Below are 26628 nucleotides of genomic sequence, written 5' to 3'. Positions count from 1 at the left end.
GCCCATGGAGAGAGATAAAAACCAGAATACACCGATCGTTCGCGCCGCCTCATCCGACCTCGCCGACCCCGTGCTGGCCATCGAGGCGGTGTTTCGCGAATTGGACCCGCCCACGCTGAGCGGCGTCATCCTGTTCTGCTCCAGCCGCTACGATCTCGCCAAGCTGGCGTCGGCGATCGCGGCGCGCAGCGAAGGGCTGACCGTCATCGGCTGCACCTCCTCGGGCGAGATCACGCCGGAGGGGCTGTGCGAGGGGACGATCACCGCGATCGGCTTTCCCGCGGACGCCTTCGCCTTTTCCGCGGTGCGCTTCGACGAGCTCGACCGGTTCGAGGCGGCCCATGCCCATCAGGCGGTCCGCGCCCTCGTCGCCGATGCGGCGGAACGAGCCAGACCGCTCGGCCCGGACGTGAGCCGCGCGGCGATCTTCCTCGTCGACGGATTGTCGCACCGCGAGGAGATGCTGACCATTACCGTGCAGGATGCGCTGGGGGACATTCCGCTGATCGGCGGCTCGTCCGGCGACGGCCTCGATTTTCGCGAGACGTTCGTCTTCCACGACGGCGTGTTCCGGCGCGACGCGGCGCTGGTCGGCATATTGACCTCCCGCCACCGCATGCACGCCTTCCGCTCGCAATATTATTCGCCGGGCCGGGTCAAGATGGTGGTGACTGCGGCCGATCCGGTCGACCGCATCGTGCGCGAGATCAACGCCGAACCGGCCGGCGAGGAATATGCGCGGCTGGTGGGCGTACCTTTTCAGGAGCTCGGGCCGGCCATCTTCGCCTCCCATCCGCCGATGGTCCGCGCCGGCGGCGAATATTATTGCCGTTCGGTCCAGTCGCTCAATCCCGACGGCAGCCTCACCTTCTATTGTGCGATCGACGAGGGAATCGTGCTGACCCTGGGCGAGGCGCACGACGTGCTCGGCGAGATGCGCGGCCTGTTCGATCGCCTGGACGATGCGGTGGGTGGCATCGATCGGGTGATCGGCTTCGATTGCGTGCTGAATTCGGTCGAGCTCGCGCAGCGGCAGATCGGACGCGACATGTCCGCCCTGTTCGCAGACCGCCGCGTCATAGGCTTCAACACCTATGGCGAGCAATATCACGCACTTCACGTCAACCAGACCTTCAGCGGGTTGGCGATCGGCCGATGAGCGCCCAGCCCGCCTATGATCCCGCGGCTGCCCGCATCGCCGAGCTGGAGGCCGCGCTGGCGAAGGCGGAGCGGATCAACCGCGTGCTGATGGATCGGGTGGAACGATCGACCGACCTGCAGGGCAACGCCTTCTCCCTGTTCGAGACCGCGATCACGCTGGAAGGCAAGATCCGCGACCGCACCGCCGACCTGGAGCGCGCGCTGACCGAGCTCGCTGCCTCCAATGCTGCGCTCGCCGTGGCCAAGGAGCAGGCGGACGGCGCCGAGCGCCGGCTGCGCGACGCGATCGACAGTATCAACGAAGGCTTCGCGATCTTCGACGCGGACGATCGCCTGGTCGTCTACAACGCCACTTATCTCAGCCTGTGGCCCAGGATCGCGGATCGCATCCGGCCCGGGCTCACCTTTGCCGAGCTCGCGCGGATGATCAGCGAGGCCGACGGCAGCCTTGGCCCGCGCGTCGCGCCGGATCGCTGGATGTCGGAGCGGCTGGCGCAGCATGGCGTGGCCGGCGGCGGCCATGTCCATGTGCTGGCCGATGGCCGCTGGGTCCAGATCAACGAGCTGCGCACCAGCGAGGGCGGCATCGTCGGCGTCTACACCGACATTACGGACGTGAAGGCGGAGGACGCCCAGGAGATGGCGCGCCAGCTCGCCGAGCGTGGCGCGCTGCTGCAGGCGACGCTCGACGCCATGCCGCAGGGCGTCTGCGTCTATGACGAAAGCCGGCGGCTGATCGCCTGGAACCAGCCGCTCGCGCGCCTTCTGGCGTTGCCGGCCGAGGTCGACAAGGCGATCGGCGATCATGACGGCCTGCTCGCCCATGTCGGGCCCGAGCGGGCCGCGGCGGTCGGCTGGGCGAGCGGCGACGGCGTGCCCGAAACGCGCCTGCCGATCGCGGACCGGCTGCTGGAGGTCCGCCGCGCCAAGCTGCCGGGCGGCGGCATGGTGATGAGCATCGCCGACGTGACCGAGCGCCTGCGCGCCGCCGAGGCGCTGCGCGAGACAGCCGAGACGCTGGAACGGCGCGTCGCCGAGCGTACCGCCGACATCGCGTCGGTGAATCTCAAGCTGCAGCGCGAGGCAGCCGAGCGCCTCGCCGCCGAGCAGGCGATGCGGGAGGCGAAGACCGCCGCCGAGGAGGCCAATCTGTCCAAGACGCGCTTCCTGGCCGCCGCCAGCCACGACCTGCTGCAGCCGCTGAACGCGGCACGGCTGTTCGTCTCGGCGATCGCCGACCGGCGGCTCGCCGCGCCGACCCGGGCTCTCGTGCGCCAGACGGGATCGGCCCTAGATTCGGTGGAGGATCTCCTCGAAGCGCTGCTCGAGATCTCGAAGCTCGACGCCGGCGCGATCGTGCCGCAACCGACCGACTTCGCGCTCTCCGAGCTGCTCGGGAGCATGAAGGCCGAATTCGCACCCATGGCGCGCGAACGGGGTCTCCAGCTGCGCATCCAGACATCGCCGCTCTGGGTGCGATCCGACATGCGGCTCACCCGGCGGATCCTGCAGAACCTCATTTCCAACGCGCTTCGCTACACGGAAACCGGTTCCGTCGAAGTACGCTGCAGCCGGCGGGGCGAACAGGTGAAGATCGAGATCGCCGACACCGGCATCGGCATCGCGCGCGAGCATCATGCCGCCATATTCGAGGAATTCCACAGGCTGGAGGATGGCGGCCGGACGCGCGGCATGGGACTGGGCCTCGCCATCGTGCAGCGTGCCGCGCGCATGCTCGATACACGGATCAAGCTGCGGTCCGCGCCCGGCGAAGGATCGACTTTCAGTATCTGTCTGCCCGCAACGCCGCCGCGCGATACCGTCGCCACCCTGACCGGCACGCCGCGCCGAAGGAGCGTTTCCGAACAGTCGGTGCTGGTGATCGACAACGAAGCCTCGATCCTGGAAGGGATGGCGGCCATGCTCGGCGGATGGGGCTATCGGGTCGCCGGCGCGCGCGACGGGGCGGAAGCGCTGGCGGCGATCGAGTCCGGCTTCGTGCCGGATATCGTGATCGCCGACTATCATCTGGATTGCGGCGAGACCGGCGACGACACCGTCCGCCTGCTCCGCCGACGCCTGGGCGCGGCCGTACCGGCGATCGTCATCACTGCGGACCGCACCCCGGAACTGCGTGACCGGCTGGCGACGGAGAAGCTGGATTGCCTCAACAAGCCGGTGAAGCCCGCGCAGCTGCGGGCGCTGCTCGGCCGGCCGATGCATTGAGATATGCCCCTCCCTTGCGGGAAGGGGAATCAATCGACCGACATCCAACCCGATCCGACTTCGTCAGTGCCGGCGCGGTTCCGCGTGGAAGCGGACCTTGTTGACGAGGATCACCGCCTGGGTGCGGCTGAAGACGCGCAGCTTGGTGAGGATCGCCGAGACATGCGCCTTCACAGTCGTCATCGACACGTCGAGCTCATAGGCGATCTGCTTGTTGAGCTTGCCTTCGACGAGCAGGCCGAGAACCACTTTCTGTTGCGGGGTGAGCTGGTCGATGCGGCGCTGGATGTCGCGCTCCTCCTCGTCCGGCCCGTCATCGAGCCCGACATCCTCGGGCACGTAGATCTCGCCGGCGAGCACCTGCTTCAGAGCATCGACGATCGCGCCCCGCTTCAGCGACTTGGGAATGAAGCCGGACGCACCGGCAGCCAGCGCGGCACTTACCAGGCCGCGATCGGTGGCGGCCGAGACGATCACCACCGGCAGTGCGGGAAAGCGCTGCCGCAAGGTGGCGAGGCCGCTCACGCCGGTCGCGCCGGGCATGTTGATGTCGAGCATGACGAGATCGAAATCGCCTTCCCGCTCGATGATCGCGATCGTCTCTTCGAGCGAGGCGGCCTCGAACAGCTCGGCGGCATCGAAGGCCACGGAGATCACCGTGCGCAGACCATCCCGGACGAGGGGATGATCGTCCGCAATCAGCACACGCTCCACACTCTTCTCCCCCATGAGGGCACTGCCTAGCAGATGCGGTGCGGGGCCGCGAGACCCCGCACCGACTTCCGCCCGACCACGTGACCCGATCAGGATTTGGGCAGCTTGAAGACCCATAGCGAGCCTCCCTGGTTGATATGCTGCACCGCCTTGGCGACCTCGCCGCCCCAGAGCGGCACGGCGCCGCCCCAGCCGGACATCACCGCGATATACTGCTCGCCATCCTGTTCCCAGGTGACAGGCGAGCCGACGACGCCGGAGCCGGTGTTGAACTTCCACAATTCCTGGCCAGTCTTCGCATCGAACGCCTTGAGATAGCCTTCCGGCGTACCGGTGAAGACGAGGCCGCCCCCAGTGGTCAGCACACCACCCCAGAGCGGTGCCTTGTTCTTGTAGGTCCACATGATCTTGCCCGTCGCCGGATCGACCGCGCGCAACGCGCCGATATAGTCGGGATACAACGGCTTGATGGTAAAGCCTGCGCCGAGATAGGCCGCGCCTTTCTTGTAGGTGATCGGCTCGTTCCAGATGTCCATGCCCCATTCGTTGGAGGGCACGTAGAACCAGCCGGTCTGCTGGCTGTAGGCCATCGGCATCCAGTTCTTTCCGCCGAGGAAGCTGGGTGCGGAGAAGACCGAGGCGCCCTTGTCCGTTGTCGGCGCGCCCGGCCGGTTGCTGTCGACGTAGATCGGCCGACCGGCCTTGGTATAGCCGCTGGCCCAAGTCGTCTTGGTGACGAAGGGCGAGGCGGAGACGAACTTGCCGTTGGTGCGATCGAGCACGAAGAAGAAGCCGTTGCGGTTGGCCTGGGCGCCGAGCTTCATCTTCTTGCCGTTCACCGTGGCGTCGAACGGAATGAACTCGTTGACGCCGTCGAAATCCCAGCCGTCATGCGGCGTATATTGATAGTGCCACTTGATCTCGCCCGTGTCGGGATCGATCGCGAGGGTGGAGGAGGTGTAGAGATTGTCGCCGGGGCGCAGGTGGCTGTTCCAGGGCGCGGGATTGCCGGTGCCGAAATAGAGCAGGTTGGTCTCGGGATCATAGGTGCCGCCGAGCCAGGGCGCGCCGCCACCGGTCTTCCACTGATCGCCCTGCCAGCTCGCGTTGAGCTTGCCGGTCATGGTCGAATCCTTGCCGTTGAGCTGCCCGACATTGCCCTCGATGGTGGGGCGGGACCAGACCAGCTCGCCGGTGTTCACGTCCCGCGCCTCGACGCGGCCGATGATGCCGAACTCGCCTCCGGAATTGCCGTAGATCACCTTGCCGTGCACGATCAGCGGCGCGGCCGTCATCGAATAGCCGGCCTCGTAGTCGGCCGCCTTCTTGTTCCAGACGACCTTGCCGGTGTTGCGGTTGAGCGCGACGATATGAGCGTCGAGCGTGGCGAAGATGATCTTGTCGCCATAGATGGCGGCGCCGCGATTGACCACGTCGCAGCAAGGCATGATGCCGTCCGGCAGGCGCGCATCATATTCCCATTTCTCCTCGCCGGTGCGGGCGTCGAAGGCGAAGAGGCGGCTGTAGGAGCCGGTGACATAGATGGTGCCGTCATAGACGATCGGCTGGCTCTCCTGTCCGCGCTGCTTCTCGCCGCCGAGCGAGGCCGCGAAGGCCGGAACGAGGCGCGAGACGGTCTGCGCGTTGATCTGATCGAGCGGACTGAAGCGCTGGCCGCGCGGCCCCATGCCATTGGTGAGCACCGCCCCCGTGTTGGTGGCGGAGGACATGAGGTCGGCGTCGGTGGGGCCGGCGCCGGACTGCGCTGAAAGCGTGGTGACGCCTCCTGCCTGAGCAACCGCTAGCGCGCCGAGCGCGATGAAATGTGTCATTCGCTTCATCCGATCCCCTCCAGTTTGTGCGCAGCATGTGCGCCGATCTGACGATGCGAATGCTAGGTTCGGCGCAGCATCGGGCAATTGTACCTAGGGCCAAGATGCGTCCGCTCAGGCTTCCGCCGGAGGCCGATAGACGACGCCGTAGCGTTCGAAGATCGCCGGGATCTTGCCGTTGGCGACGAGCGCGGCGAGGACCGACTCGAGCCGGTCGCCGAGGTCGCGGCTGTCGTCCTTCACGGCAATGCCGACGTTCCAGCCGGGCGAGAGCATCATCGGCAGTGGCCCTTTGCGCTGGACGAGCCGATCCCGCGCCGCCAGCAGGCCATGCTCGATCTGCGCGCGCGTCGCCACCACGCCGTCCGCCTCCTGCCCCGCAGCCGCAGCGACCGCGGCCGGGCCGGTGGGATAATGGTGCACGTCGCTGCGCAGCATGCCGCCCGAAACGCTCGACAGATAGAAGTCGGGAATGGAGTCGATCTCTGCGGCCAGCGGCCGTCCCTTGAAGGCCGGAGGCAGCGCCTCGCAATCGGGCACGCGATCGCGATTGCAGGCCATGGCGAAGCTCTCGCGATAATAAGCGCCGAGAATCACGGCGCGATCATTGGCCAGCGCGAGCTGGCGATCGACCGGCACGTGCATCATCACGTCCGCGGGCGCCTGGCCGACGACGGACCCGCGCCAGACCGCGTTGCGCAGGTCGGCGGCAACGTCGTCGCCCGGGATCAGCTCCAGAAACTCGGCGCGCAGGGCGATGGCGGAGGCCAGCAGCTCACCGAGCTCGACATCGATTCCGCGCAACCTGTCGCCCTCGCGCCACGACCAGGGTTCGAAGTCGCGATAGACAGCAATGGAGAGCGTGCCGCGCGCGATCACCTTGTCGAGCGAGGCGGCGCCTGCACGCCCGCCGACGGCGAGCATCGCGGTGCCGCCGCCGATCAGCGCGAGTGCCCGGCGACGATCGAGCAGCATGGCTCAGCTATCCGAATGGACGGTGTCCAGCCAGGAGCGTATCGCCCAGCAAGCCTTCTGCCCCAGCACGTCGCCCATCGGCGGCATATAGACCTTGCCGTCGCGCACCGAGCCGTGATGGCAGCGCTCGATGAACCATTCGTCGCCATCTTCCTTGACGTCGAGATAGCGCAGATCCGGCGCGATGCCGCCGGAAATCGCCTCGAGGCCATGGCATCGCGCGCAATTCTGGCCATAGGCGCTCTCGCCGATCTTCTGCGCCTTGGCATAGACCTGCGGATCGGCTCGGAAGGGGTTCTTGGTGACCCAGCTGTCGTTGTTGGGCTGCAGGTCGGGCAACGCGCTGGTGTCGACCGGCTGCGGCGTCACATTGCCATGCGCCATCACCCGGCCGGAAACCGTACCGACCATCAGCGCCGCGGCGACGGCGAGCGCCACCCCTTCGAAGCGTACCTTCATGCGTCCCTCCAGGAGCGGCGCCAGATGCTGCCGCGTTCGCGAAACAGTAGGATGAGCGGAGGGAGCGCCCCATGGTACTTTGGGACTAGACGCTTCCCCGGCGCATCGGCCTACACATTCACGCCATGAGACAGCTATCCTTGGCCCTTGCGCTCTCGCTCGCCGCCGCGCCGGCCGCGGCGTCCACCGTCTATGTCTCCAACGAACGCGGCAACACGCTGACCGTGATCGACGCGGCGACGCTGCAGCCCGTCGCGACCTGGCCGGTCGGCAAGCGGCCGCGCGGCATCCTGCTCTCGCGCGACGGCAAGCGCATCTATCTGTGCGCGAGCGACGAGAATGCAGTGCAGGTGATCGACCGCACGACCGGCAAGGTGCTGGCGGATCTTCCCTCCGGCGAGGATCCGGAGCAGTTCGCGCTGTCGCCGGACGGCAAGACGCTGTTCGCCGCGAACGAGCGGGACGCCGCCGTCACCGCGATCGACATCGCCAAGGCGGCGGTCGCCTTCCAGATACCCGTCGGCGTGGAGCCGGAGGGCATGGCGGTGAGCCCTGATGGGCGCTTCGTGCTCTCGACATCCGAGACCGACAGCCAGGTGCACTGGATCGATCTCGCTACAAAGCAGGATGTCGCGCAGACGACGGTGGGCTTGCGCCCGCGCCACGCCGAGTTCGCCGCAGGCGGCAAGGAAGTATGGGTGTCCGCCGAGATCGGCGGCACGGTGAGCGTGATCGACATGGGCACGCGCCAGGTGACCGCCACCATCGCCTTCCAGCCGCCGGGCGTGCCGGCGGACAAGGTGATGCCAGTGGGAATCGATTTCACGCCGGACGGGAAGACGGCACTGGTCTCGCTCGGCCGGGCCAACCAGGTCGCCTTCGTCGACGTCGCCAGCCGCAAGGTGACAGGCTACCTGCCCGTCGGCCAGCGCGTCTGGCATCTCGCGATCACGCCAGACGGCAGCCGCGCCTTCACCGCCAACGGCCTCACCAACGATGTGTCGGTGATCGATCTGGCGCAGCGCAAGGTGATCGCCACCGTTCCGGCAGGCCGGGCGCCCTGGGGGGTAGCGATCGCGCCCTGAGCGGGCTTCGGGGAGGAGACGCACGGACATTTCGGCCTCGGTCCAAGGTCCAATGATCCAAAGTGCAATTCCCCGTCCGACGATCCCCGGCCACTCTCTCCGTCGAGCCGGCGCCAGCCGATGCCGGCCTCAGGGGAGAACCTCATGAAGAAAGCGCAACTGACGCGGCTGAAGGCCGCCGTCGCCCTCGCATGCCTCGCCGGCGTGGCCGGCCCGGCTTTCGCCGATACCACAGACGATCTGCTGATGACGCTCAAGCAGAAGGGCATCCTCACCGACGCGGAATATCAGGCGCTGCTCGCCCGCAAGCAGGCCGAGCCCGTCGCCGCCGCGCAGCCGGCGCCACAGCAGGCCGCGGCGAGCGCGCTCGACATGAGCCATTATGTGAAGATGACGGACAAGGGCGTCGGCCTCCAGATCGGTGACATCGCACTCACCTTCTCTGGGCAGATCAACGGCTTCTATACGCACGACAGCGGTGACGCGCTGACCGGCAACCACATCGTCACCGGCGGCCTCGCCAATCTCGGCTCCAAGAGCTCCGCGATCCGCAACGGCCTGTTGCCCGCCTTCTTGAAGATGGACGTCACCACCAACCAGGGCGGCTGGGACGTCGGCGCGCATTTCGGCCTTTATCCGGGCATCGACAGCGTGAACGGCATCGGCGGCGCCAATTCCGCCGGCAATCCCAGCGCGCTTGCCACCGCCGGCATCGATTTCCGCCAGACCTATCTGACCGTCGGCCGCCCCAATGTCGGCGAGTTCAAGGTCGGCCGCGACATAGGCATGTTCGGATCCGACGCGATCCTGAACGACATCACCTTGCTGTCGGTCGGTTCACCGGGCAGCAATTCAGCGCCGTCCAACACCTCGCTCGGCCGGATCGGCATCGGCTACATCTACACCGACTTCCAGCCGCAGATCAGCTATACCAGCCCGAAATTCGCCGGCTTCCAGGCTTCGTTCGGCGTCTTCCAGCCGCTCACTACGGCGGGCCGCAGCGAGGTGAACAAGACGCCCGGTTTCCAGGCGAAGATCAGCTACGATTATAAGTCGGACCAGTTCTCGGCTCATGGATGGCTCGGCGGGCTTACCCAGAAGCATGACGCCACGGCCGACATGCCGAGCTATACCGGCCGCGCCTTCGATGTCGGTGCCAAGCTGGGCTATGGTCCCGCCAGCCTGCTCGGCTATTATTACAACGGCACCGGCGTCGGCACGACCGGACTCTTCATCCTTTCGACCGATGCGCTCGGAAATCGCCGCAAGAGCGACGGCTATTATTTCCAGGGCACCTACACGATCGGCAAATTCACCCTTGCCGGCAGCTACGGCGCGAGCTTCCTGAAGCTTTCCGGCGCGGAGAAAGCGGATCGCGATGCCGCCGATCCGATCGGCCTCTATGATCCGACGCTGGTGCGTCGCAATTCAAGCTGGGTGGGCCAGGCGCGTTATGGGCTGACCAGCTGGGTGACGCTGATCGGCGAATATGTGCACACCCAATCGAAGGCGCATGGCGACAACCATGCGGACTCGGACACGATCGCGACGGGCGCGATCCTCTTCTTCTGACCCTGGAGGCCGGCGAAACGCCCGCCGCCGGCCTCCCTTTTCCAAGGAGCTAGACGCTTGGCCGACGATCTGATCGCAGTTCCCACGCATTGGGCTGCCGGCACGCGCATCGACAATGCGCGCTATTCGGACCATTATGCCGTCTCGCTCGAAACGCCCGAACTCTACTGGCGCGATCAGATCGGCCGCCTCGACTGGATCAGGACGCCGACGCGGATCGACGAAAGCAGCTTCGACGCCGCCGACTTCGGCATAAGCTGGTTTTCCGACGGCATCCTCAACGTCGCGACCAATTGCATCGACCGGCATCTGGCGGACCGCGCGGAGCAGACCGCGATCCTGTGGGAACCGGACGATCCGGCCGAGACGCCGCGCCGGCTGAGCTATGCCGAGCTGCACGCCGAGGTCTGCCGCTGCGCCAATGCGCTGCGCGCGCTCGGCGCGCGCAAGGGCGATCGCATCATCCTCTATCTGCCGATGATCCCGGAGGCGGCGATCGCCATGCTGGCGTGCGCACGGATCGGCGCCATCCATTCGGTGGTGTTCGGCGGCTTCTCGCCCGACGCGCTGGCCGGCCGTATCCAGGATTGCGACGCATCGATCGTGATCACCGCCGACGAGGGCCGCCGCGGCGGCCGGCGCGTGCCGCTGAAGGCCAATGTCGATGCGGCGCTCGCGCGCTGCCCCGGCGTTCGCCACGTCCTGGTCGTCGCCGCCACCGGCGCGCCCGTCGCGATGCAGGCGGGGCGCGACATCCGCTATGACGAGGCGCTGGCCGCCGCGAGCGAGACCTGCCTGCCCGAGCCGATGAACGCGGAGGATCCGCTGTTCATCCTCTACACCTCGGGATCGACCGGTAAGCCCAAGGGCGTGGTCCATTCGTCGGGCGGCTATCTGCTCTGGGCCGCGCTGACCCACGATGCCTGTTTCGACTATCGCGCACCCGAGGTCTTCTGGTGCGCGGCCGATGTCGGCTGGATCACCGGCCACACCTATATCGTCTATGGCGCGCTGGCCAATGGCGCGACGACGCTGATGTACGAAGGCCTGCCCAGCTGGCCGACGCCGGCGCGCATCTGGGAGATCGTCGACCGTCACCAGGTGACGACACTGTTCACCGCACCGACCGTGCTGCGCGCGCTGATGCGCGAGGGCGATCATCATGTCGCCGGCACCGGACGGCAATCGCTCAGGCTGCTCGGATCGGTCGGCGAGCCGATCAATCCCGAAGCGTGGCGCTGGTTTCACGAAATAGTGGGCGAGAGCCGCTGCCCGATCATCGACATGTGGTGGCAGACCGAGACCGGCGGCGGGATGATCGCCCCCCTGCCCGGCGCCACCGCGCTGAAGCCGGGCAGCGCGACGCGACCGCTGTTCGGCGTCGAGCCCCAGCTCGTCGATGGCGAGGGCCGGGTGCTGGATGGCGCGACGGAGGGCAATCTGGTGATCGCGCGATCCTGGCCCGGGCAGATGCGCACCGTCTGGGGCGATCATGCCCGCTTCTTCGACACCTATTTCTCCACCTTCCCCGGCAAATATTTCACCGGCGACGGAGCCCGGCGCGATGCCGACGGCTATTGGTGGATAACCGGGCGCGTCGACGACGTGATCAATGTCTCCGGCCACCGCATGGGCACGGCCGAAGTCGAAAGCGCATTGGTGCTGCACGACAAGGTGGCCGAGGCGGCCGTGGTGGGGGTGCCGCATGACGTGAAAGGGCAAGGCATCTATGCCTATGTCACGCTGAACGCAGGAGAGGCGGCGTCGGACGAGCTGCGCGCAGCCCTTCGGGACTGGGTACGGCGCGAGATCGGGCCGATCGCGACGCCGGATGCGATCCAGTTCGCCCCCGGCCTGCCCAAGACCCGCTCCGGCAAGATCATGCGTCGCATCCTGCGCAAGATCGCCGAGGGGGAGTTCGACGCGCTAGGCGACATTTCGACGCTCGCCGACCCGTCCGTCGTGCAGGAACTGGTGGCGAGCCGCGCCGGTTGATCGGTCCCTGCCTATTGGTCTTTGGTCTGGTTGCGCCGGCAACAGCCCTCCCCGAACCTCTCGTCAGGACAAGGGAGGATCTGCATGAAGAAGGGCGCGCTGCTGGCGCTCGCCGCGGTATCGGCGACGACGCTCGTACACGTACGGGCACAGGCCGAGGACCGGGCAACGGATGCAGCTCCACCGATCATTGTCATCGCCCCCGGCGACGCCTTCGACATGGACGATGCCGTAAAGGTGGACGGCCGGCAGATCACTCTCACGGGCACGCCCGACATGTTCGGCGCGCTGACCCGCAATATCGCGGGGCTTTCGCTACAGGAAGCGCAGGACAATCCCTTCCAGCCGAATCTCGTCTACCATGGCTACACCGCTTCCCCGCTGCAGGGCACGGCGCAGGGCATCGCCGTCTATCTGGACGGCGCGCGCTTCAACCAGCCGTTCGGCGACACGGTCCAGTTCGATCTGCTGCCCGAAGCTGCGATCGACAGCATCACGATCAAGGATGCGAGCCCGATCTACGGCCTGAACGCGCTGGGCGGCGCGCTGGTGGTCGGCACCAAGACCGGGCGCAGCTTCCAGGGGCTCGATCTCACCGGCGCCGGCGGCAATTACGGCTGGGCCGAAGGAACGATGGAGGCCGGGTGGCAGCACGGCCCATGGAGCGCCTATGTCGCGCTGCAGGAAAGCCACGATGGCGGGTGGCGCCGCTATTCGCCGTCGACATTATACAATGGCTATGCCGATCTCGGTTATGACGGCAGCAAGGCCGGTCTCCATATCAAGCTGATCGGCGCGGACAGCGATCTGACCGGCAACGGATCTTCTCCGGTCGAACTGCTCGCCGCCGATCGCCGTGCGGTGTTCACCTGGCCGGACAATACACGCAACCGCTTCGGACGGATCAGCCTCCACCCCTGGATGGCGCTTTCCGACACGACCCGGATCGAGGCCAGCCTTTATGCCCAGCGGCTGCGGCAGCGTACCGTGAACGGCGATGCCGCCGACGTCGAAGCCTGCGACGACGACGCAAGCCTGCTCTGCCTGGAAGACAGCAACGACGATCAGTCGGCCCTGTTCGACACCACCGGACGCCAGGTGCCGGCGCTGCTCGACGATGGCGCCCCCTATGGCGTGCTCAACCGGTCGCTGACGCACACCACGGCCGGCGGCGCGCTGGTCCAGCTCGCCGACAAGCGGCCGCTGCTCGGCGGCATCAACCAGTTCGTCGTCGGCGTCAGCTATGACGGCAGCCACACCCGCTTCCGCTCCTCCACCGAACTCGGCGCGCTCACCGACACGCGCGGCGTGGATGGGCTCGGGCCGATCGTCGACCAGCCGGACGGAGCGATCACTCCCGTCTCGCTCTCGGCGCGGACGCGTTATTTTGGAGCCTTCCTCAGCGACACGCTGCCGCTCGGCCCCCGCCTGTCGGCTGAACTGGGACTGCGCTACAACATCGCACATATCCGGCTGGACGATCGGATCGGTACTGCGCTGAACGGGCGGCACCACTTCACCCGCCTCAATCCGGGCGCCGAGTTGGACTATCAGGCGTCACCGGCACTGCGACTGCGCATCGGCTATTCGGAATCCAACCGCGCGCCGACGCCGGCCGAGCTGTCCTGCGCAGGGCCGGACGACCCGTGCAGCTTCACCAACTTCTTCGTCGGCGATCCGCCGTTGAAGCAGGTCGTCTCGAAGACGTGGGAGGCTGGAGGTCTCGGCCGCGTCGCTTGGTCCGGCTGGACGATCGACTGGATGCTCTCCGCTTATCGGGCAGGCAATTATGACGATATCCAGTTCATCGCGTCGGATGTGCGCGGCCGCGCCTATTTCCAGAATATCGGCCGCACGCGGCGGCAGGGCGTCGAGGCGAGCATCGCGGCGACACAGGGGCGCTGGACCGCGCGGTTCGGCTATGCCTTCACCGATGCCACCTATCGCACGCCGCTGACGCTCAACAGCCCGGACAATCCGGCCGCATCGGACGACGGCACGATCGAGGTACGCCGCGGCAACCGCCTGCCCGGCATTCCGCGCCACCGCGCGACGCTGTCGATCGACTATGCGGGCGACGCCTTCAGCCTGGGCGGCGACGTGCAGCTCCAGGGCGGACAATATCTGTTCGGCGACGAGGCCAATCTCCAGCCGCGCACCAAAGGCTTCGCCGTGGTGAACCTGCGCGGCGCGGTTCGACTGTTCGGGCCCGTGCGGCTCTTCGCCGAGATCAGCAACCTGCTCGACCGCCACTATGCCACCTATGGCACGTTCAGCGAGACGGACTCGGTCTACCTCGCCGAGGCGCCCGACGCGAGCGACCCGCGCAGTCTCAGCCCGGCCGCGCCGCGGCGATGGAAGCTGGGGGTGAAGGCGCATTTCTAGGGGACGCCGCCACGTCGCGGCGCGAAGGCGCGCGCCTCCTCCAACTCTGCCGCCTTCCCGCAGAATCGAATACCCGTCTCATCATGTGACGGTAAGTCCTTCGACCGGGCGCAGGCCTGTGGCTTCGGGGAAGATCGAACGCGCGACGCGCACAGGATCGAGCGCGAGCGCGCCCGCAGCGGCGCCTGCGATCAGCGCATCGAGCGCCAGGGTGGGTTTGAGGTCACGCCCTTCATAGAGCTGCCCGGGAGCGAGCCCAGGCCAGTCTGTGAGTAGACGGCCGCCCCTGACCGCGCCGCCGATCAGCCAGGCAACCGAGGCGGTACCATGATCGGTACCGCCAGTGCCGTTGACCGCCGCGGTGCGGCCGAACTCGGTGGCGACCAGCACCGTCGTCTGCGTCCATGCGGAACCGAGCCCGTCGCGCAGCGCGGCCAGCAGCATGTCAAGCGCCTTGAGCTGCGCGGCGAGGCGCCCCTCCTGCCCGCTGTGCGTATCCCAGCCGCCAGTCTCCATCATCGCGATGCGAGGGCCGTTCGGCTTGACGAGGAAGCTGGCGGCGAGGCGACCGAGACTTGCCGGATCCTGCCGTGCGCCGCTGCCTTCGGCGAGGCCCCGCGCTTCGAGCGCCGCGGTCCACAGTGGATGGAGCTGCGCATCGCGCGCGTAAAGCCGTCCTGCGCGCAGGAGGAGATCATCGCTGGGCTGCGGCAAGGCGGACGGCGCATAGGAGGTGACCTCCGCCGACCCTCGCAGAGCCATCGGCACCGTGGGCGCAAGCGCCACCGCTTCGTCACGTGCGCGCGGCAGAAGGGCGACGAGACGATTCAGCCAGCCGTCCCTCAGGCGATAAGGCTGGTCACCACCCGTCTCCAGCACATTCTGTCCATCGAAATGGGAGCGGTCACGATAGGGTGACGCCACGGCGTGGACGAACAGAGCCTGGCGAGCGGCGTACATTTTCGCCGTCTCGGCCAGGGCAGGATGGAGGGCGAAACTGCCGTCCAGCCGGATCGTCTTGGCCGGATCGAGCGCGAGGGCCCCCCGCAGCCGGGCATAGGCAGGATCGGCATAAGGCGCGACGATGGCGAGGCCGTCCGCCGCGCCACGCTGGATGATGAAGACGAAGCGACGATCCGTCTCCACTGCGGCCAGCGCCATATGCGAGCCGACCAGCAACGCGCCGGCGCCGAGCGCCGCCTGGCCGAGGAAATTGCGGCGATCGATCATGGCGTCATCTCCTCAGGAAATCGGGTGAGACCAGCAGCAGGGCGAGCGCGCCGGCCGGGCTTTCCGCTCGGGCGATCTCGGCTGCGGTCTGCGGATCGAAGGACGCAGGCAGGAGGCGCGGACCGAGCGCACGCACGTCGATCCGATCGCCCACTGGCGCCGCGAGCCGCTGCGCGAACTCGACCCGGCGCAACAGCGCGTCGGGCGCTGCCCAGCTTGCCGCCATGTCGTCCCATCCGGCGGGCGATCCGGGCTTCCAGATGGGCTGGCCGAGCTGATTCTGGATCGCGGCGACCTGCATCTCCCCAACCTGCGCGCGTCCGAGCCCTCGCAATGCGGAAAGAGTCCATTCCCAGGGCGTCTTGAACTTGATCGGACGCGGCGCCCAGGGCTCCGGGCTGTCGACCAACACCTTGTAGACGGCTGGCAGATCGCCCTTGCCGGCGCGGAAGGCGGAGGCGAGCCGGTCGACCAGCGCGGGCGGGGGCGTGTCGCCAGCGAAATGGCGGGCGAGCTTGGTCGCGACATGGCTGGCCGTCGCGGGCGCGCCGGCGAGATCGAGCAGGATCGCGCGAGCCTGCGCCTCGCCCGACTGGGAATAAGTCTTGCCGAGAATGGTGCGCGTGCCAGGCTCGTGGAGTTGCGGTCGAAAGACGAAATCGTCTGGATTGCCGTCGGCGAGCCGCCCCTGCGGACCGATCCCGTCGACCGACCAACCGGTCAGCGCGCGGGCGAATTCGGTGACGTCCGTCTGGGTGTAGCCGGAGCGCACGCCGAGCGTGTGGAGTTCCATGATCTCGCGGCCCAAATTCTCGTTGAGCCCCCGTTGGCGGCCGGGATTGCGCTGCGCGGCGCGGGTGGCAGCTGGGCTGCCGGGGCCGATCGACTGAAGCTGGTTGAGATAGACCAGCATCGCCGGATGGCGCTCGACCGCAAGCAGCATGTCTTCGAACCGGCCGAGCACGTGCGGGCGGATGGCATCGCGCTCGAAGGCGCCGGCAAAGGCGCTGGTCTGCGGATTATCCGCCGAAATACAGAAATGGTTGGACCAGAAATGGACGAGCCGTTCCACGAACGGCGCCTCCGTCTCCAGCGCGCTCTGCGCGCGGGCCTGGACGGCCTGTCGATAGAGTGCCTGGACGTCCTGGACGAAATCCTGGCGCGCGGCGATCTGGGCGGGACTGCGATCCGGGGCAGCCTGCCGCATGGCCTGGCGCTGCTGCTGATAGGCCTTCACCAGCATGCCGGCGTCAGGAAGCGCGGCGAAGCCATGCGGCAGCGGATCGAAGCGATCGAACTGGGCGAGCAGCGCTGCCTTCGGATCAGCCGGAGGAGTGTTGTCCGGGGTCGCGCCGAGACCGAAACGGTTCAGCGCGATCGCGGCAGTCGAGAGGCCGGCGGATGCAGGCATGGCATGACCTTTCCCAAACGGCGAATGCAGCTTGAACGTGGCGGAAGGCGATTTCCGTCGCTGCTCAGCGCTGACGCAGCCCCGCGCGTCGCTCCATCACGGCGGCGAGCTTCTCCCGATCGGCCTGAGGCAAGGTGGCGACGAAGGCGACCGCGCGCCCTTCTACATGAGTGCGGATGCGGACGTCGGCATCACGCACTCGCGCGAGCGCGGCCGCAAGCGCGGCCTGATCGACTGTCGGCGCACGCAGCAACGCCGCCGCATCGCGACGGGCCTGATGATCCGCCTGGATCATCGGCCGGATCTCGTGCCGCGCCGCGCGCAGCGTCTGGCGGAAGGCACGGCGTTCGGCCTGGGGCAGCTCGGCGCCCGCGATACGGATCGCACCAGCGCCGATCATCGGCCGGCGCGTCTGAGCCCAGTAGAGACCGGCTGCCGCGGCGGCGACGAGGAATATATTGAGAAAGATCGAGGCCGCGCAGACGATCTTGAGCAGGCGGGGCGTCATTCAATCCTCCTGCGCGGGCACGTTGCCGAAGACCGTAGCGTCGTCGCTCAGCACATGCTCCGGCGGCAAGGTGGCAGCCGCAGCGAAGGAACCGGCCGTTGCACCGGCCAGCGCCGTCGCAATGCCGAGGCCGGACCACCAGATGCGCATCCGACGCCGCGCCATATGGCCCCGCTGCGCGAGGATCGCTCCCTGGAGAGCGGCGGAAGGCGCGTCGATCCGCCAGCGGGCGAGCCGCGCATCCAGTGCCTCCGCTTCGGCCAGCAGAGCCGCCAGATGAGGCCGCGCCTCGGCCAGTGTCCGACCGGCGTCGCGCGCATCGGCGGGCCAGCGCGCAATCGCGCCATAAGCCTCGGCCAGTTCCGCAAAACGCTCCGGCGTCATCGGCTCAGTCATCGGCCTTCCTCCGTTCGGCAAAAGTCTGGCGCAGGCTGCGCCGTCCACGCGACAGCAGGCTTTCGAGCGCTTCCACGCTGATCCCCATCGCTTCGGCCGCCGCGATATTGCCCATGTCCTGATAGTGGACGAGCAGTATAGCCTCGCGCTGCCGATCCGGCAGGGCGGCGATCGCTGCGGCTACCGCGCGCCCTTCCGCCGCCTCGTCCAGCACCGATTCCGCCCCGGGCGTCGGATCGGCCAGGTCGGGAGGCTCGGCCATCACGACCTCGCGCCGGCGGCGCAGGCGATCGCGGCACAGGTTCAGCGTCACCATATGCAGCCAGGTGTCGAAACGCGCCTGGCCCGGTCGCCAGCGCGGAGCCTGCCGCCAGGCACGCAGGAACGTTTCCTGCGCAACGTCCTCCGCTTCGCCGCGGTCGCGCAGCATGCGCCCGGCGAGCGCAAGCACGCGCGGCAGCTTGGCGCCGACGAGCTGCCGTGCCGCCGCTTCGTCGCCGCGGCCGACGCGCGCGACCAGGTCCGCATCCGGATCGAGCCCGGTCAACCGCCGTGGCTTCCGTCAGGCCTGCGCTCAAGGCCGCTCCCGACCACCGCCGCGGCCCATCCGCCCGGCCATACGCTCTTCCGGCGTGAGGATACCGTCGCCATTGGCGTCCATGCGCTGGAACCGCCTGGCAAGCGCGGCACGAATCTCGTTCTTGTCGAGATAGCCGTCATGATTGACGTCCATAGCATCGAACAGGCGCGAAGGATCGCGGCCGCCGCGTGCCGGCGCGGCGCTCATCTCCGCCTTGCTGATCCGACCGTCGCCGTCGCTATCCATCGCGGTCAGCCGCTCGCTCTGCTTGGCGATGAACTGATCGAGCGTGAGACCCCCGCCGGCAGCCTCCGGCACGGGAGGCGTGACGGGTGGCGAATCGGACTGGGCAAGGGCGGGCGCGGCGAGAAACAGGCACGCAAGAATGGAACAGGCTTTGATCACGGCACGTCTCCCGATGTTCGCCGGTTCAACGAACGGGGTGACGCAATCCGTCGCAAGAAAACTCCGGCGCCTGTGGAGCGCCTGCATAGGAGGATCCCCACATTTGTGCTAATCACCCAATTTCGCATTGAGAGGTTCCCGATGGGTCGCCTGACGATAGATATGACCGACCAGCAGCACAAAAGCCTCAAGGCCCTCGCTGCGCTACAGGGCAAAACCATCAAGCAATATGCTCTCGAACGGCTTTTTCCCGAGGATATGAGCGGCGAACAAGCGTGGCAGGAGCTGAAAATTCTGTTGGGTGAACGCGTCGTCGAAGGCTTGAATGGCGGCGTTTCCGCCAGAAGCATCGCTACGATCGTGGATGAGGAACTAACGGGGCGCGGCCATAGTTGACCAGAGCCTATAGTCTTACCGCGGCGGCGGAAGACGATATCCGCGGGATCATCCGTTATACGCGTCGCCACTGGGGCGATGCCCAGGTGCGCGATTACATGCACAGGCTCGAACGCGGGATCGAGCGCGTCGCGGCCGGACAAGGACATTTCAAGGAAGTGAGTACGCTCTATCCAGAACTACGCATGGCGCATTGCGAACATCATTTCATCTTCTGCTTGCCGCGGGACGACGCGCCCGCGCTGATCGTGGCGATCTTCCACGAAAGGATGGACCTCATGGCCCACCTGGTCGACAGGCTGACATAGACGGAGGATGGTGCGGCTCGAAAAGCCGGTTCGATACGCAATCAAGCCCTGGCGGCGTCCGATATCATCTGCGCGGCCTTCTCGCCGATCATGATCGTGGCGGCGTTGGTGTTGCCGGAGATCAGCGTCGGCATGATCGAGGCATCGGCGACGCGCAGCCCCTCCAGGCCATGCACGCGCAGGCTCGCATCGACCACCGCCAGCGGATCGCTGCCCATCTTGCAGGTGCCGACCTGATGCGACACGCAGCCGCCGGTCTCGCGGAAATAGGCCTCGATCTCGGCATCGCTGCGTATGTCGGCGCCGGGGAAATGCTCCTCGGTGACGAAATCGGCAAGCGGCGGCGTGGCGGCGATGCTGCGGGCGAGCTTCAGCCCTTCCACCGCAATGCGCCGATCCGTCTCGTCCGAGAAATAGTTGGGTGACAGGCGTGGCGGGATAGCGGGATCGGCAGAGGCGAGCGTGAGGCTGCCACGGCTGCGCGGGCGCACCGGGCAGATGAAATTGGCGAAGCCCGAAAATTTGAACAGGCCGTCTTCATAATAGCCGCCGCTGAACGTCTGGAAGAGGAACTGGACATCGGGCGTCGCCGATCCTTCGAGGACACGCGTGAACAGCCCTGCCTGGCCGGCCGGCACGGAAAGCGGACCGTTGCGGAAGAGGAGCCAGCGTAGGCCCGCCATCAGCTGCTTCGGCCGGCTCAGCATCACGTCGTTGAGCGTGATCGGCCTGCTGCATTTCCAGGTGATCTGGCCGCCATAATGATCCTGCAGATTCTGGCCGACGCCGGGCAGATGATGCACCGGATCGACGCCGAGGTCGCGCAGCCGATCGGCCTCGCCGACGCCGGACAGCATGAGCAGCTGCGGCGAATTGATCGAGCCGCCGGCCAGCACCAGCTCCCGCGTGCAGCGCACGCTGATCGTGCCGCCCGGCTGGCGCAGGCGCAGGCCAACGGCGCGCCGCCCGTCGAACAGGATGCGTTCGGCGAGGCTCTCCGTCGCAACGGTGAGATTGGGCCGCTTCATCGCGGGGCGCAGATAGGCGGTGGCCGAGGAGACGCGCCGGCCGCGCTTGATCGTCGCCTGATAATAGCCGGCGCCTTCCTGCCGGGCGCCGTTGAAATCGGGATTGTGCGGGATGCCGAGCGCGCCCGCGCTGGCGATCAGCGCGTCGCACAGCGGATTGCGCTCGACCAGATTGCTGACGTGGAGCGGCCCGCCGGTGCCATGATAGCGGCTCTCGCCATCCTCCTGATCCTCCGCGCGGCGGAAATAGGGCAGCACGTCCTCATAGCCCCAGCCGGCGTTGCCGAGCTGGCGCCAGCGGTCATAATCCTCCGCCTGGCCGCGTATGTAGATGAGGCCGTTGATGCTGGTCGAGCCGCCGAGCACCTTGCCGCGCGGCCAGTAGATCTGGCGGCCACCGAGGGCGGGATTGGGCTCGGTCATATATTTCCAGTTCACCCGTGCGTCGGTGATGGTGCGGCCATAGCCGACCGGAATGTGGATCCAGAAGCTGCTGTCGCGCCCGCCCGCCTCGATCACCAGTACGCGATTGGCCGGATTCTCGCTCAGCCGCGCCGCGACGACGCTGCCGCCCGCACCCGCGCCCACGACGATATAATCGAATTCGGCTCCGTCGAGGCTCATCGTCTTTCCCTGTTCCTGTGCGAAGTGCCGGACGCGCGCCGATCAGCGCAGCGTCGCGACATAGGCGGCGACGTCGCGGTCGGCCGCCTCGTCGGGCAGCAGCGCGGCCGCGGCGCGCATCTGCTCGCCCTCGGCATCGCCTTCTCGACCGCGGATGCCCTTCCTGAAATTGGCGAGCTGGCGCGCGACGTACCAGCTATCGAGGCCGCCTATCGCCGGCGCCTGGAGCGTTGGATTGCCCTCGCCTCGCGCGCCGTGGCAGGCGGCGCAGCTTTCGAACAGTGCCCGGCCGCTGGTGGCGTCTCCTTCGCCCGCCGGCGCGAGGGGCGGTGCCGGCAAGGTCGCGATATAGGCGACGACATCATGCACCGCCTGCTCGTCCGGCAGCGCCTTGGCGCGGCCGTTCATGGCGACCCCGTAGAAATCGGCCGCCCCGCCCCGGACGCCGGAGCGGAAATGCACGAGCTGGCGCGTAAGATAGTCGGGCGACTGGCCGGCGAGGCGCGGTGCGTTCATGCCACGAAACCCCTCGCCCGCATTGCCATGGCAGCCGGCGCAGGTGGTGTACCAGGCCTTGCCGCGCGCCACCTCGGGTGCAATCGTCGGCGCCTCGCGCGACGCAGCACAGCCAGCGGCCACCGCCACGAGAAGCAAAGCGGCAGCGAATCCCGAGAGAGGGCGAAGCAGGCGCGCCATGGTCGATCAGGCCAGCGCAGCAGCGACGGCGGCGGTGTCGAGATATTCGTCGAAGCTGGCGATCAGGCCGTCTTTCACGGCGATGACATGCACCCACTCGACGGCATATTCCTTGCCGGTCGCCTTGATCCGGCTGCGTTCGATGCCGCGGACGTAAACGAGGCCATCCGCCGCGGCCATCGAGCGGGGCGCCATCTCGATCGGCTCGGCCGCGGCGCCGAAGCTTTCGAAGAAGCGCTGCACCCCGGCGGGACCCTCGAAGGTGCCGGCGAAAGGGATGACCTCGGACGGGCCATGGTAGGTCCAGCGTATGTCCGGCGCGAGCAGCGCGAAGGCGCCGGCGGCATCGCCCTCGCCAAATGCCTTGAAGAAACCGCCGACGACGTCGGTATCGCTCATGATCCTCATCCTTTTGCGAGAGTGGGCAGCGTGGGCTCGAGCCCGTAGAAAGTGTGGAAGATCCGGCCCGGATCCCATGTCCGCCGCAAAGCGCCGAGCTTCGCCCACGCCTCCGGCGTGTAGCATTCGCGGATGCGGTGGATGCGGCCTTCCTGGTTCAGCTCGTTGATGTAGTTGCCGACCGCGAAAGGCTGCAGCTCCTCATACATAGCGATCAGCCAATCCTTATTGGCCTTGTCGGCAGCGGGATCGTCCCATTGCGCGTAGCAGGAGACGTAGAAGTTGCCGGTGGTGGTGCAGGCGCCGTCACCGAGCGCCGGGCGCCCCTTGTAGAGCAGCACGGGCGCGGTGACGCGGGACGGCGCGTGCGGCATGGCGCGCACGATCACCTCGATCGCCTTGTCGAGCCGATCGGCATAGATGTTATCGACCGCATAGCGCCGCTGCGGAAACGGCACCTCATTTGCGTAATAGAGTGTCTCGAACGTCTCGGCCTGATTGAGCGTCGTGGCGATCGCCTTCTTCGCGATGGGATGCTCCGCCATCGGCTTCATGAGTGCGAGCGCCTCCGCTTCGCTGTCGACGAACGCGACGCTCTGCAGGATGAACACCTGGTCGCAGCCGGGCACCGCGCAGGCCTTGTCGAGCCCCGGTGGCGCGGCGGTGATGACGCCGATCAGCTCGACAGTCTTCGGCAGCTTCGGGCCGATCTCCTCCATCGCGGCCGCGGCCAGTGCGAAATCGGTGAATGCGAAGATGAAGGTATGCGAACGGATATTCTTCGGGCGCGGATGACAGCGCAGGCGGAAACGGGTGACAACGCCGAACAGGCCCGGACCGCCGCCGCGCACCGCCCAGAAGAGATCGGGATTCTCCGTCTCGCTGGCGGTGCGGACCTGCCCGTCGGCGGTCACGATCTCCACCTCCAGTATATTGTAGGTGCTCATCCCGCCCCAGGCATTGCCGTTCCAGCCGAGGCCACCGCCGAGCAGGAAACCGCTGATCGGCACCATGCCGCAATGCGCGCTGGGAAAGGCGAGGCCATGCGCCGCCAGCTCCTCGTTGAGCCGCCGGCCGATCACGCCCGGTCCGACGATCGCCTCGCCTCTCGCCGCATCGATCTCGATGGTCTGGAGCCGCGAGACATCGACCAGCAGCCCATCGTCGCGCATGAAGCAGCCGCAGAAGCTGTGGCCGCCGGCGCGGGTGGTGATGCGGCGGCCGTGGGCGCGGGCGTGGTTCACCGCGGCGACGACATCCTCGACGCTCTCCGCCTGGACGATCAGGTCGGGATGGCGCGGGAATTTCTGGGTCTGCCAGATCATCGCCTGACGCCAGGGCTCGTAAAATTCCGACTGACGGGGGATGACGGCGCCGCGCACTTTCGCCTGCAGCGTCTTCACCTCGTCCAGGCCGAGCGGCGGGACGCCGCCGTCGGCGAATGCACGGCCGGCGGCGGCGAGCGCGATCAGCGAGGTCGCGCCGATCAGCAGCTCTCGCCGGGCGACTATGGGTCCCGCAACGATGCTCATGCGCGGCACACCACTCCGGCCTTGACCCTGAGATGGGACATCAGCCCTTCCTCGCCCAATTCCATTCCCACGCCAGACTCCTTCCACCCGCCGAACGGCACCGCGGGATCGAGCGTATTGTGATTGTTGATCCAGACAATCCCAGCCTCGACGCGATCGAAGAAGCGGTTGATCGTCTCGAAATCGCGCGACCAGATGCTGGCGCCGAGTCCGTAGGAGGTGCCGTTCACGCGGGCCATCACCGCGTCCATCTCCTCGAAGCGTTCGGCGACGAGGACAGGACCGAAAATCTCCTCCTGCACCAGACGATTCTCGTGCGGCAGGCCGACGAGCAGTGCCGGGTTCAGATAGGCGCCGGGATCCGCGACGCTTTCGCCGCCATAGACCAGCGATGCACCGGCGCGGCGCCCTTCCTCGACGAAGGCGAGCACGCGATCGCGATGGGCGTGGTTGACCATCGGCCCCATCTGGCTAGCCGGATCGAGGCCGGGGCCAATACGCACCGCGCGCGCAATCTCCGCGACGCCCTCGATCACCCGGTCGAACAGGCTCGCGTGGACGTAGAGGCGCGAGCCCGCGCAGCAATTCTGGCCATGATTTCCGAGGATCGCCCAGGCGGCTCCTGGTATGGCAAGATCGAGATCGGCGTCCGCCGCGATCACCACCGGCGATTTGCCGCCCAGCTCCAGATTATATTTCTTCATCTGCGGCGCGGCGACGGCGGCGATCTGCCGGCCGGCAGCGGTGGAGCCGGTGAAGTTGATCTTGTCGACATCCGGATGCGCGACCAGCGCCGCGCCGACCTCGCGCCCACCCGTGATGACGTTGACGACGCCGGGCGGCACGCCGGCCTCCTGGCACAACCGGGCCAGCGCGAGCGTGGTCAGCGGCGTCTGCTCGGCCGGCTTGATTACCACCGTGCAACCCGTGGCGAGCACCGGCGCCAGCTTGAACACCGCCTCGCAGAGCGGAACGTTCCAGGGGGTGATGCCGGCGACGACGCCGACCGGCCGCAGCCGGGTGAAGCCGGTGAAAGCCATGCCGGGCGCATAGGGCACGGAGAGATCCAGCGTCTTGCCGGCGATCTTGGTCGACCAGCCGGCCATGTAGCGCAGCGTGGTGATCGAGAAGCCGACGTCGATCGCCCGGGTATTGGGCAGCAGCTTGCCGCTGTTCACCGTCTCGATCTGCGACAGCGCCTCGCCCTGCGCGCCGATCAGATCGGCGAGGCGGAGGATCAGCGCCTCGCGCTCATGCGGGCGCATGCGTGGCCAGGGGCCTTCGTCGAAAGCCAGGCGCGCGGCTGCGACCGCGGCATCGACGTCCGTCTCGTCGGCAGTTGCGACCGACGCGATCGCGCCGCCATGCGACGGATCGAACACCGCATGATAGCCGCTGGCTGCCGGGGCACGCCATTCGCCGCCTATGAACAGCTCGTAGCGCCGATCGAGCGCCGACCGGGCGTCCTCGCTCAGCCCCGCATAATCATTGGCGAGGCTCATGAGGCATCTCCGGCAAGGCGTTGGGACGGAAGGCGCATGGGCACGAGCGCGAGCATGGCGGCCAGCGCCGACGCAATGAAGGACAGGGTCGCGGTGACGAAGATTCCACTGGTGCCCACGCTCGATACCGCCATCGCAATCGCCGGTCCGAGGCCCAGCCCGATGCCGGTCAGCGCGGCGCTGGCCAGCATCGGCCGGCCGTCGCGATCCGCCTCGGCCAGGGCGGAAAGCTGGAAGGGATAAAGGACGTACCAGCCGAAGCTGAACAGGCCCGCCGCCGCGACGAACGGCGCAAGGCCGGTGCCGTGCGCGAAAAGCTGCACCGCGGCACAGAGCAAGCCGAGCATCGCCAGGATCGGGACCATGCGGCCGATCCGGATGCGCAGCAAGCCGGGCAGGAAGGAGGCGGCAAAGGCGACGAGCTTGGACACGGTGATCGCGGTCGCCACCTGATCGGGGCCGAGCCCCCTGCCCTGACCAAGCAATGCGAGATAGGTCCACAAGGCGCCGACCCCGACGAAGAAGCAGAGGATCGAGACGAGCAGGCCCGAGCAGCGCAGCCAGGCCACGGCATCATTGCCACCCCTGTTGAGGTCGATCTCCATCGCCGCACCGTCGTCGCGCAGTGCCGTCGCCACGAGCAGACCCGCCATGCCGTCCAGCGCGAGCAGCACAGCATAGGAGCCGCCGAAGCCGAAGTGCGCGACCAGCGGCGGCAACGCATAGACGCAGAGGATCGAAACCAGCGTCTGGAGGGCGAGGAACAGGCCGAAGCTGCGTTCCGAATTGGCGGTGAGCGCCATGCCGCCGGTGGCCTGCGACACCGCGATGCCGCCGGCGCAACCGCCGAGCGCCCGGAAGAACAGGAACCAGCCCCAGCTGCCGGCACCAACCAGGATCGATGCGCAATCGGAGCACAGCATGACCGCGAGCGCGGCGAGGCCGTGGCGCCGGATCCGTCCGCGCGGCAGGAAGACGCTGATCACGCAGCCGATCGAAAGGCTGATCAGCTGCACGGTGGAGAAAAGCCCGACCTGCCGCTGCGTATAGCCCAGGCTGTTCGCCAGCGCGGCGGCGATCACCGGCATGGCGAGGAAGGTGCAGACACCTGCCGTGCCGAGCGTGATCAGCGCCGCCAGTCCGCCGCGGGACGGGCCGGGCATGACACCCGGCCCGCCGCCGGTGGCCGAGGGGGAGAGACCCGCCACC

24 protein-coding genes are annotated in these 26628 nt (G+C 67.4%); 8 read left to right on the top strand and 16 right to left on the bottom strand.

Features of this window, described 5'->3' with window-relative positions; translation table 11 throughout:
- Positions 1-4 precede the first annotated feature (4 nt).
- Both GQY20_RS16120 and GQY20_RS16115 read left to right on the top strand, forming a co-directional pair.
- Complete coding sequence (locus tag GQY20_RS16120) at positions 5-1159, top strand: FIST N-terminal domain-containing protein (protein WP_408641118.1); 1155 nt, start codon at positions 5-7, stop codon at positions 1157-1159.
- Positions 1156-3387, top strand: coding sequence for a hybrid sensor histidine kinase/response regulator (locus GQY20_RS16115; protein WP_157218125.1), 2232 nt, complete (start codon positions 1156-1158; stop codon positions 3385-3387). The genes GQY20_RS16120 and GQY20_RS16115 overlap by 4 nt, the downstream gene beginning before the upstream one ends.
- Positions 3388-3450: 63 nt before the next feature.
- On the opposite strand, the gene GQY20_RS16110 is transcribed toward GQY20_RS16115, so the two are convergent.
- The 4 genes from GQY20_RS16110 to pedF all read right to left on the bottom strand — a co-directional run bounded on the left by GQY20_RS16110 (position 3451) and on the right by pedF (position 7367).
- Positions 3451-4197 (bottom strand): response regulator, encoded by a 747-nt coding sequence (locus GQY20_RS16110; RefSeq protein WP_408641117.1) that lies wholly within the window; start codon positions 4195-4197, stop codon positions 3451-3453.
- A complete protein-coding gene (locus tag GQY20_RS16105) occupies positions 4191-5933 on the bottom strand; it encodes a methanol/ethanol family PQQ-dependent dehydrogenase (protein ID WP_157218285.1) in 1743 nt (580 codons plus the stop codon). The genes GQY20_RS16110 and GQY20_RS16105 overlap by 7 nt, the downstream gene beginning before the upstream one ends.
- 114 nt (positions 5934-6047) lie before the next feature.
- Entirely contained in the window at positions 6048-6908 is an 861-nt protein-coding gene (locus tag GQY20_RS16100) for a substrate-binding periplasmic protein (RefSeq protein WP_232476083.1), read from the bottom strand.
- A 3-nt stretch (positions 6909-6911) separates the two neighbouring features.
- On the bottom strand, positions 6912-7367 hold the full coding sequence (pedF, locus tag GQY20_RS16095; RefSeq protein WP_157218123.1) for a cytochrome c-550 PedF: 456 nt from the start codon (positions 7365-7367) through the stop codon (positions 6912-6914).
- 125 nt (positions 7368-7492) lie between these two features.
- Between pedF and GQY20_RS16090 the strand changes: the two genes are divergently transcribed.
- From GQY20_RS16090 to GQY20_RS16075, 4 genes are all read left to right on the top strand, one after another.
- On the top strand, positions 7493-8452 hold the full coding sequence (locus tag GQY20_RS16090; protein WP_157218122.1) for a PQQ-dependent catabolism-associated beta-propeller protein: 960 nt from the start codon (positions 7493-7495) through the stop codon (positions 8450-8452).
- Between the two features lie 144 nt (positions 8453-8596).
- Positions 8597-10024: a porin gene (locus GQY20_RS16085; protein WP_157218121.1), complete on the top strand. Its 1428-nt coding sequence runs from the start codon at positions 8597-8599 to the stop codon at positions 10022-10024.
- A 57-nt stretch (positions 10025-10081) separates the two neighbouring features.
- On the top strand, positions 10082-12019 hold the full coding sequence (acs, locus tag GQY20_RS16080; protein ID WP_157218120.1) for an acetate--CoA ligase: 1938 nt from the start codon (positions 10082-10084) through the stop codon (positions 12017-12019).
- A gap of 84 nt (positions 12020-12103) precedes the next feature.
- Complete coding sequence (locus GQY20_RS16075) at positions 12104-14404, top strand: TonB-dependent receptor (RefSeq protein ID WP_157218119.1); 2301 nt, start codon at positions 12104-12106, stop codon at positions 14402-14404.
- Positions 14405-14485: 81 nt separating this feature from the next.
- Here GQY20_RS16075 and GQY20_RS16070 read toward each other — a convergent pair whose 3' ends face one another.
- The 6 genes from GQY20_RS16070 to GQY20_RS16045 all read right to left on the bottom strand — a co-directional run bounded on the left by GQY20_RS16070 (position 14486) and on the right by GQY20_RS16045 (position 18934).
- Positions 14486-15634 carry a DUF1501 domain-containing protein gene (locus GQY20_RS16070; protein WP_157218118.1) on the bottom strand — a complete coding sequence of 383 codons (1149 nt, stop codon included), beginning with the start codon at positions 15632-15634 and terminating at the stop codon, positions 14486-14488.
- 4 nt (positions 15635-15638) lie between these two features.
- Positions 15639-17045: a DUF1800 domain-containing protein gene (locus tag GQY20_RS16065; protein ID WP_157218117.1), complete on the bottom strand. Its 1407-nt coding sequence runs from the start codon at positions 17043-17045 to the stop codon at positions 15639-15641.
- Positions 17046-17109: 64 nt separating this feature from the next.
- Positions 17110-17553, bottom strand: coding sequence for a periplasmic heavy metal sensor (locus GQY20_RS16060; RefSeq protein WP_157218116.1), 444 nt, complete (start codon positions 17551-17553; stop codon positions 17110-17112).
- Positions 17554-17949: a hypothetical protein gene (locus GQY20_RS16055; RefSeq protein ID WP_157218115.1), complete on the bottom strand. Its 396-nt coding sequence runs from the start codon at positions 17947-17949 to the stop codon at positions 17554-17556.
- Positions 17942-18496, bottom strand: coding sequence for an RNA polymerase sigma factor (locus tag GQY20_RS16050; RefSeq protein ID WP_157218114.1), 555 nt, complete (start codon positions 18494-18496; stop codon positions 17942-17944). The genes GQY20_RS16055 and GQY20_RS16050 overlap by 8 nt, the downstream gene beginning before the upstream one ends.
- Before the next feature lie 27 nt (positions 18497-18523).
- Positions 18524-18934, bottom strand: coding sequence for an EF-hand domain-containing protein (locus GQY20_RS16045; RefSeq protein ID WP_198351000.1), 411 nt, complete (start codon positions 18932-18934; stop codon positions 18524-18526).
- Positions 18935-19075: 141 nt separating this feature from the next.
- Between GQY20_RS16045 and GQY20_RS16040 the strand changes: the two genes are divergently transcribed.
- Together GQY20_RS16040 and GQY20_RS16035 are read left to right on the top strand one after the other, a co-directional pair.
- The gene (locus GQY20_RS16040) at positions 19076-19330 is read left to right on the top strand and encodes an antitoxin (protein ID WP_157218112.1); all 255 of its coding nucleotides are present in this window, start codon (positions 19076-19078) and stop codon (positions 19328-19330) included.
- A complete protein-coding gene (locus GQY20_RS16035; protein ID WP_157218111.1) occupies positions 19327-19638 on the top strand; it encodes a type II toxin-antitoxin system RelE/ParE family toxin in 312 nt (103 codons plus the stop codon). The genes GQY20_RS16040 and GQY20_RS16035 overlap by 4 nt, the downstream gene beginning before the upstream one ends.
- Before the next feature lie 41 nt (positions 19639-19679).
- Here GQY20_RS16035 and GQY20_RS16030 read toward each other — a convergent pair whose 3' ends face one another.
- The 6 genes from GQY20_RS16030 to GQY20_RS16005 are packed head-to-tail and all read right to left on the bottom strand — an operon-like array spanning position 19680 to position 26627.
- Positions 19680-21290, bottom strand: coding sequence for a GMC family oxidoreductase (locus GQY20_RS16030; RefSeq protein WP_157218110.1), 1611 nt, complete (start codon positions 21288-21290; stop codon positions 19680-19682).
- Positions 21291-21332: 42 nt separating this feature from the next.
- A complete protein-coding gene (locus GQY20_RS16025) occupies positions 21333-21986 on the bottom strand; it encodes a c-type cytochrome (RefSeq protein WP_157218109.1) in 654 nt (217 codons plus the stop codon).
- 6 nt (positions 21987-21992) lie between these two features.
- Positions 21993-22385 (bottom strand): nuclear transport factor 2 family protein, encoded by a 393-nt coding sequence (locus tag GQY20_RS16020; protein ID WP_157218108.1) that lies wholly within the window; start codon positions 22383-22385, stop codon positions 21993-21995.
- A gap of 5 nt (positions 22386-22390) precedes the next feature.
- Positions 22391-23917 carry an FAD-binding oxidoreductase gene (locus tag GQY20_RS16015; RefSeq protein ID WP_157218107.1) on the bottom strand — a complete coding sequence of 509 codons (1527 nt, stop codon included), beginning with the start codon at positions 23915-23917 and terminating at the stop codon, positions 22391-22393.
- Positions 23914-25419 (bottom strand): aldehyde dehydrogenase family protein, encoded by a 1506-nt coding sequence (locus tag GQY20_RS16010; RefSeq protein WP_157218106.1) that lies wholly within the window; start codon positions 25417-25419, stop codon positions 23914-23916. The genes GQY20_RS16015 and GQY20_RS16010 overlap by 4 nt, the downstream gene beginning before the upstream one ends.
- The gene (locus GQY20_RS16005) at positions 25416-26627 is read right to left on the bottom strand and encodes an MFS transporter (protein ID WP_232476082.1); all 1212 of its coding nucleotides are present in this window, start codon (positions 26625-26627) and stop codon (positions 25416-25418) included. Before GQY20_RS16005 ends, GQY20_RS16010 begins: the two co-directional genes overlap by 4 nt.
- Between the last annotated feature and the right edge of the window lies 1 nt (position 26628).

The sequence above is a fragment of the Flavisphingomonas formosensis genome, assembly GCF_009755815.1.
Lineage (GTDB): Bacteria > Pseudomonadota > Alphaproteobacteria > Sphingomonadales > Sphingomonadaceae > Flavisphingomonas > Flavisphingomonas formosensis.
The sequence above is the reverse complement of the archived record's forward strand: the minus strand, read 5'-3'. Positions and strand labels throughout refer to the sequence as shown.

Bases quoted from the DNA above. Each gene is read 5' to 3' on its own strand.
- GQY20_RS16120 (WP_408641118.1), top strand. From the start codon at position 5: ATGGAGAGAGATAAAAACCAGAATACACCGATCGTTCGCGCCGCCTCA.
- GQY20_RS16115 (WP_157218125.1), top strand. From the start codon at position 1,156: ATGAGCGCCCAGCCCGCCTATGATCCCGCGGCTGCCCGCATCGCCGAG.
- GQY20_RS16105 (WP_157218285.1), bottom strand. From the start codon at position 5,933: ATGACACATTTCATCGCGCTCGGCGCGCTAGCGGTTGCTCAGGCAGGA.
- GQY20_RS16100 (WP_232476083.1), bottom strand. From the start codon at position 6,908: ATGCTGCTCGATCGTCGCCGGGCACTCGCGCTGATCGGCGGCGGCACC.
- pedF (WP_157218123.1), bottom strand. From the start codon at position 7,367: ATGAAGGTACGCTTCGAAGGGGTGGCGCTCGCCGTCGCCGCGGCGCTG.
- GQY20_RS16090 (WP_157218122.1), top strand. From the start codon at position 7,493: ATGAGACAGCTATCCTTGGCCCTTGCGCTCTCGCTCGCCGCCGCGCCG.
- GQY20_RS16085 (WP_157218121.1), top strand. From the start codon at position 8,597: ATGAAGAAAGCGCAACTGACGCGGCTGAAGGCCGCCGTCGCCCTCGCA.
- GQY20_RS16075 (WP_157218119.1), top strand. From the start codon at position 12,104: ATGAAGAAGGGCGCGCTGCTGGCGCTCGCCGCGGTATCGGCGACGACG.
- GQY20_RS16070 (WP_157218118.1), bottom strand. From the start codon at position 15,634: ATGATCGATCGCCGCAATTTCCTCGGCCAGGCGGCGCTCGGCGCCGGC.
- GQY20_RS16065 (WP_157218117.1), bottom strand. From the start codon at position 17,045: ATGCCTGCATCCGCCGGCCTCTCGACTGCCGCGATCGCGCTGAACCGT.
- GQY20_RS16060 (WP_157218116.1), bottom strand. From the start codon at position 17,553: ATGACGCCCCGCCTGCTCAAGATCGTCTGCGCGGCCTCGATCTTTCTC.
- GQY20_RS16055 (WP_157218115.1), bottom strand. From the start codon at position 17,949: ATGACTGAGCCGATGACGCCGGAGCGTTTTGCGGAACTGGCCGAGGCT.
- GQY20_RS16040 (WP_157218112.1), top strand. From the start codon at position 19,076: ATGGGTCGCCTGACGATAGATATGACCGACCAGCAGCACAAAAGCCTC.
- GQY20_RS16030 (WP_157218110.1), bottom strand. From the start codon at position 21,290: ATGAGCCTCGACGGAGCCGAATTCGATTATATCGTCGTGGGCGCGGGT.
- GQY20_RS16025 (WP_157218109.1), bottom strand. From the start codon at position 21,986: ATGGCGCGCCTGCTTCGCCCTCTCTCGGGATTCGCTGCCGCTTTGCTT.
- GQY20_RS16020 (WP_157218108.1), bottom strand. From the start codon at position 22,385: ATGAGCGATACCGACGTCGTCGGCGGTTTCTTCAAGGCATTTGGCGAG.
- GQY20_RS16015 (WP_157218107.1), bottom strand. From the start codon at position 23,917: ATGAGCATCGTTGCGGGACCCATAGTCGCCCGGCGAGAGCTGCTGATC.
- GQY20_RS16010 (WP_157218106.1), bottom strand. From the start codon at position 25,419: ATGAGCCTCGCCAATGATTATGCGGGGCTGAGCGAGGACGCCCGGTCG.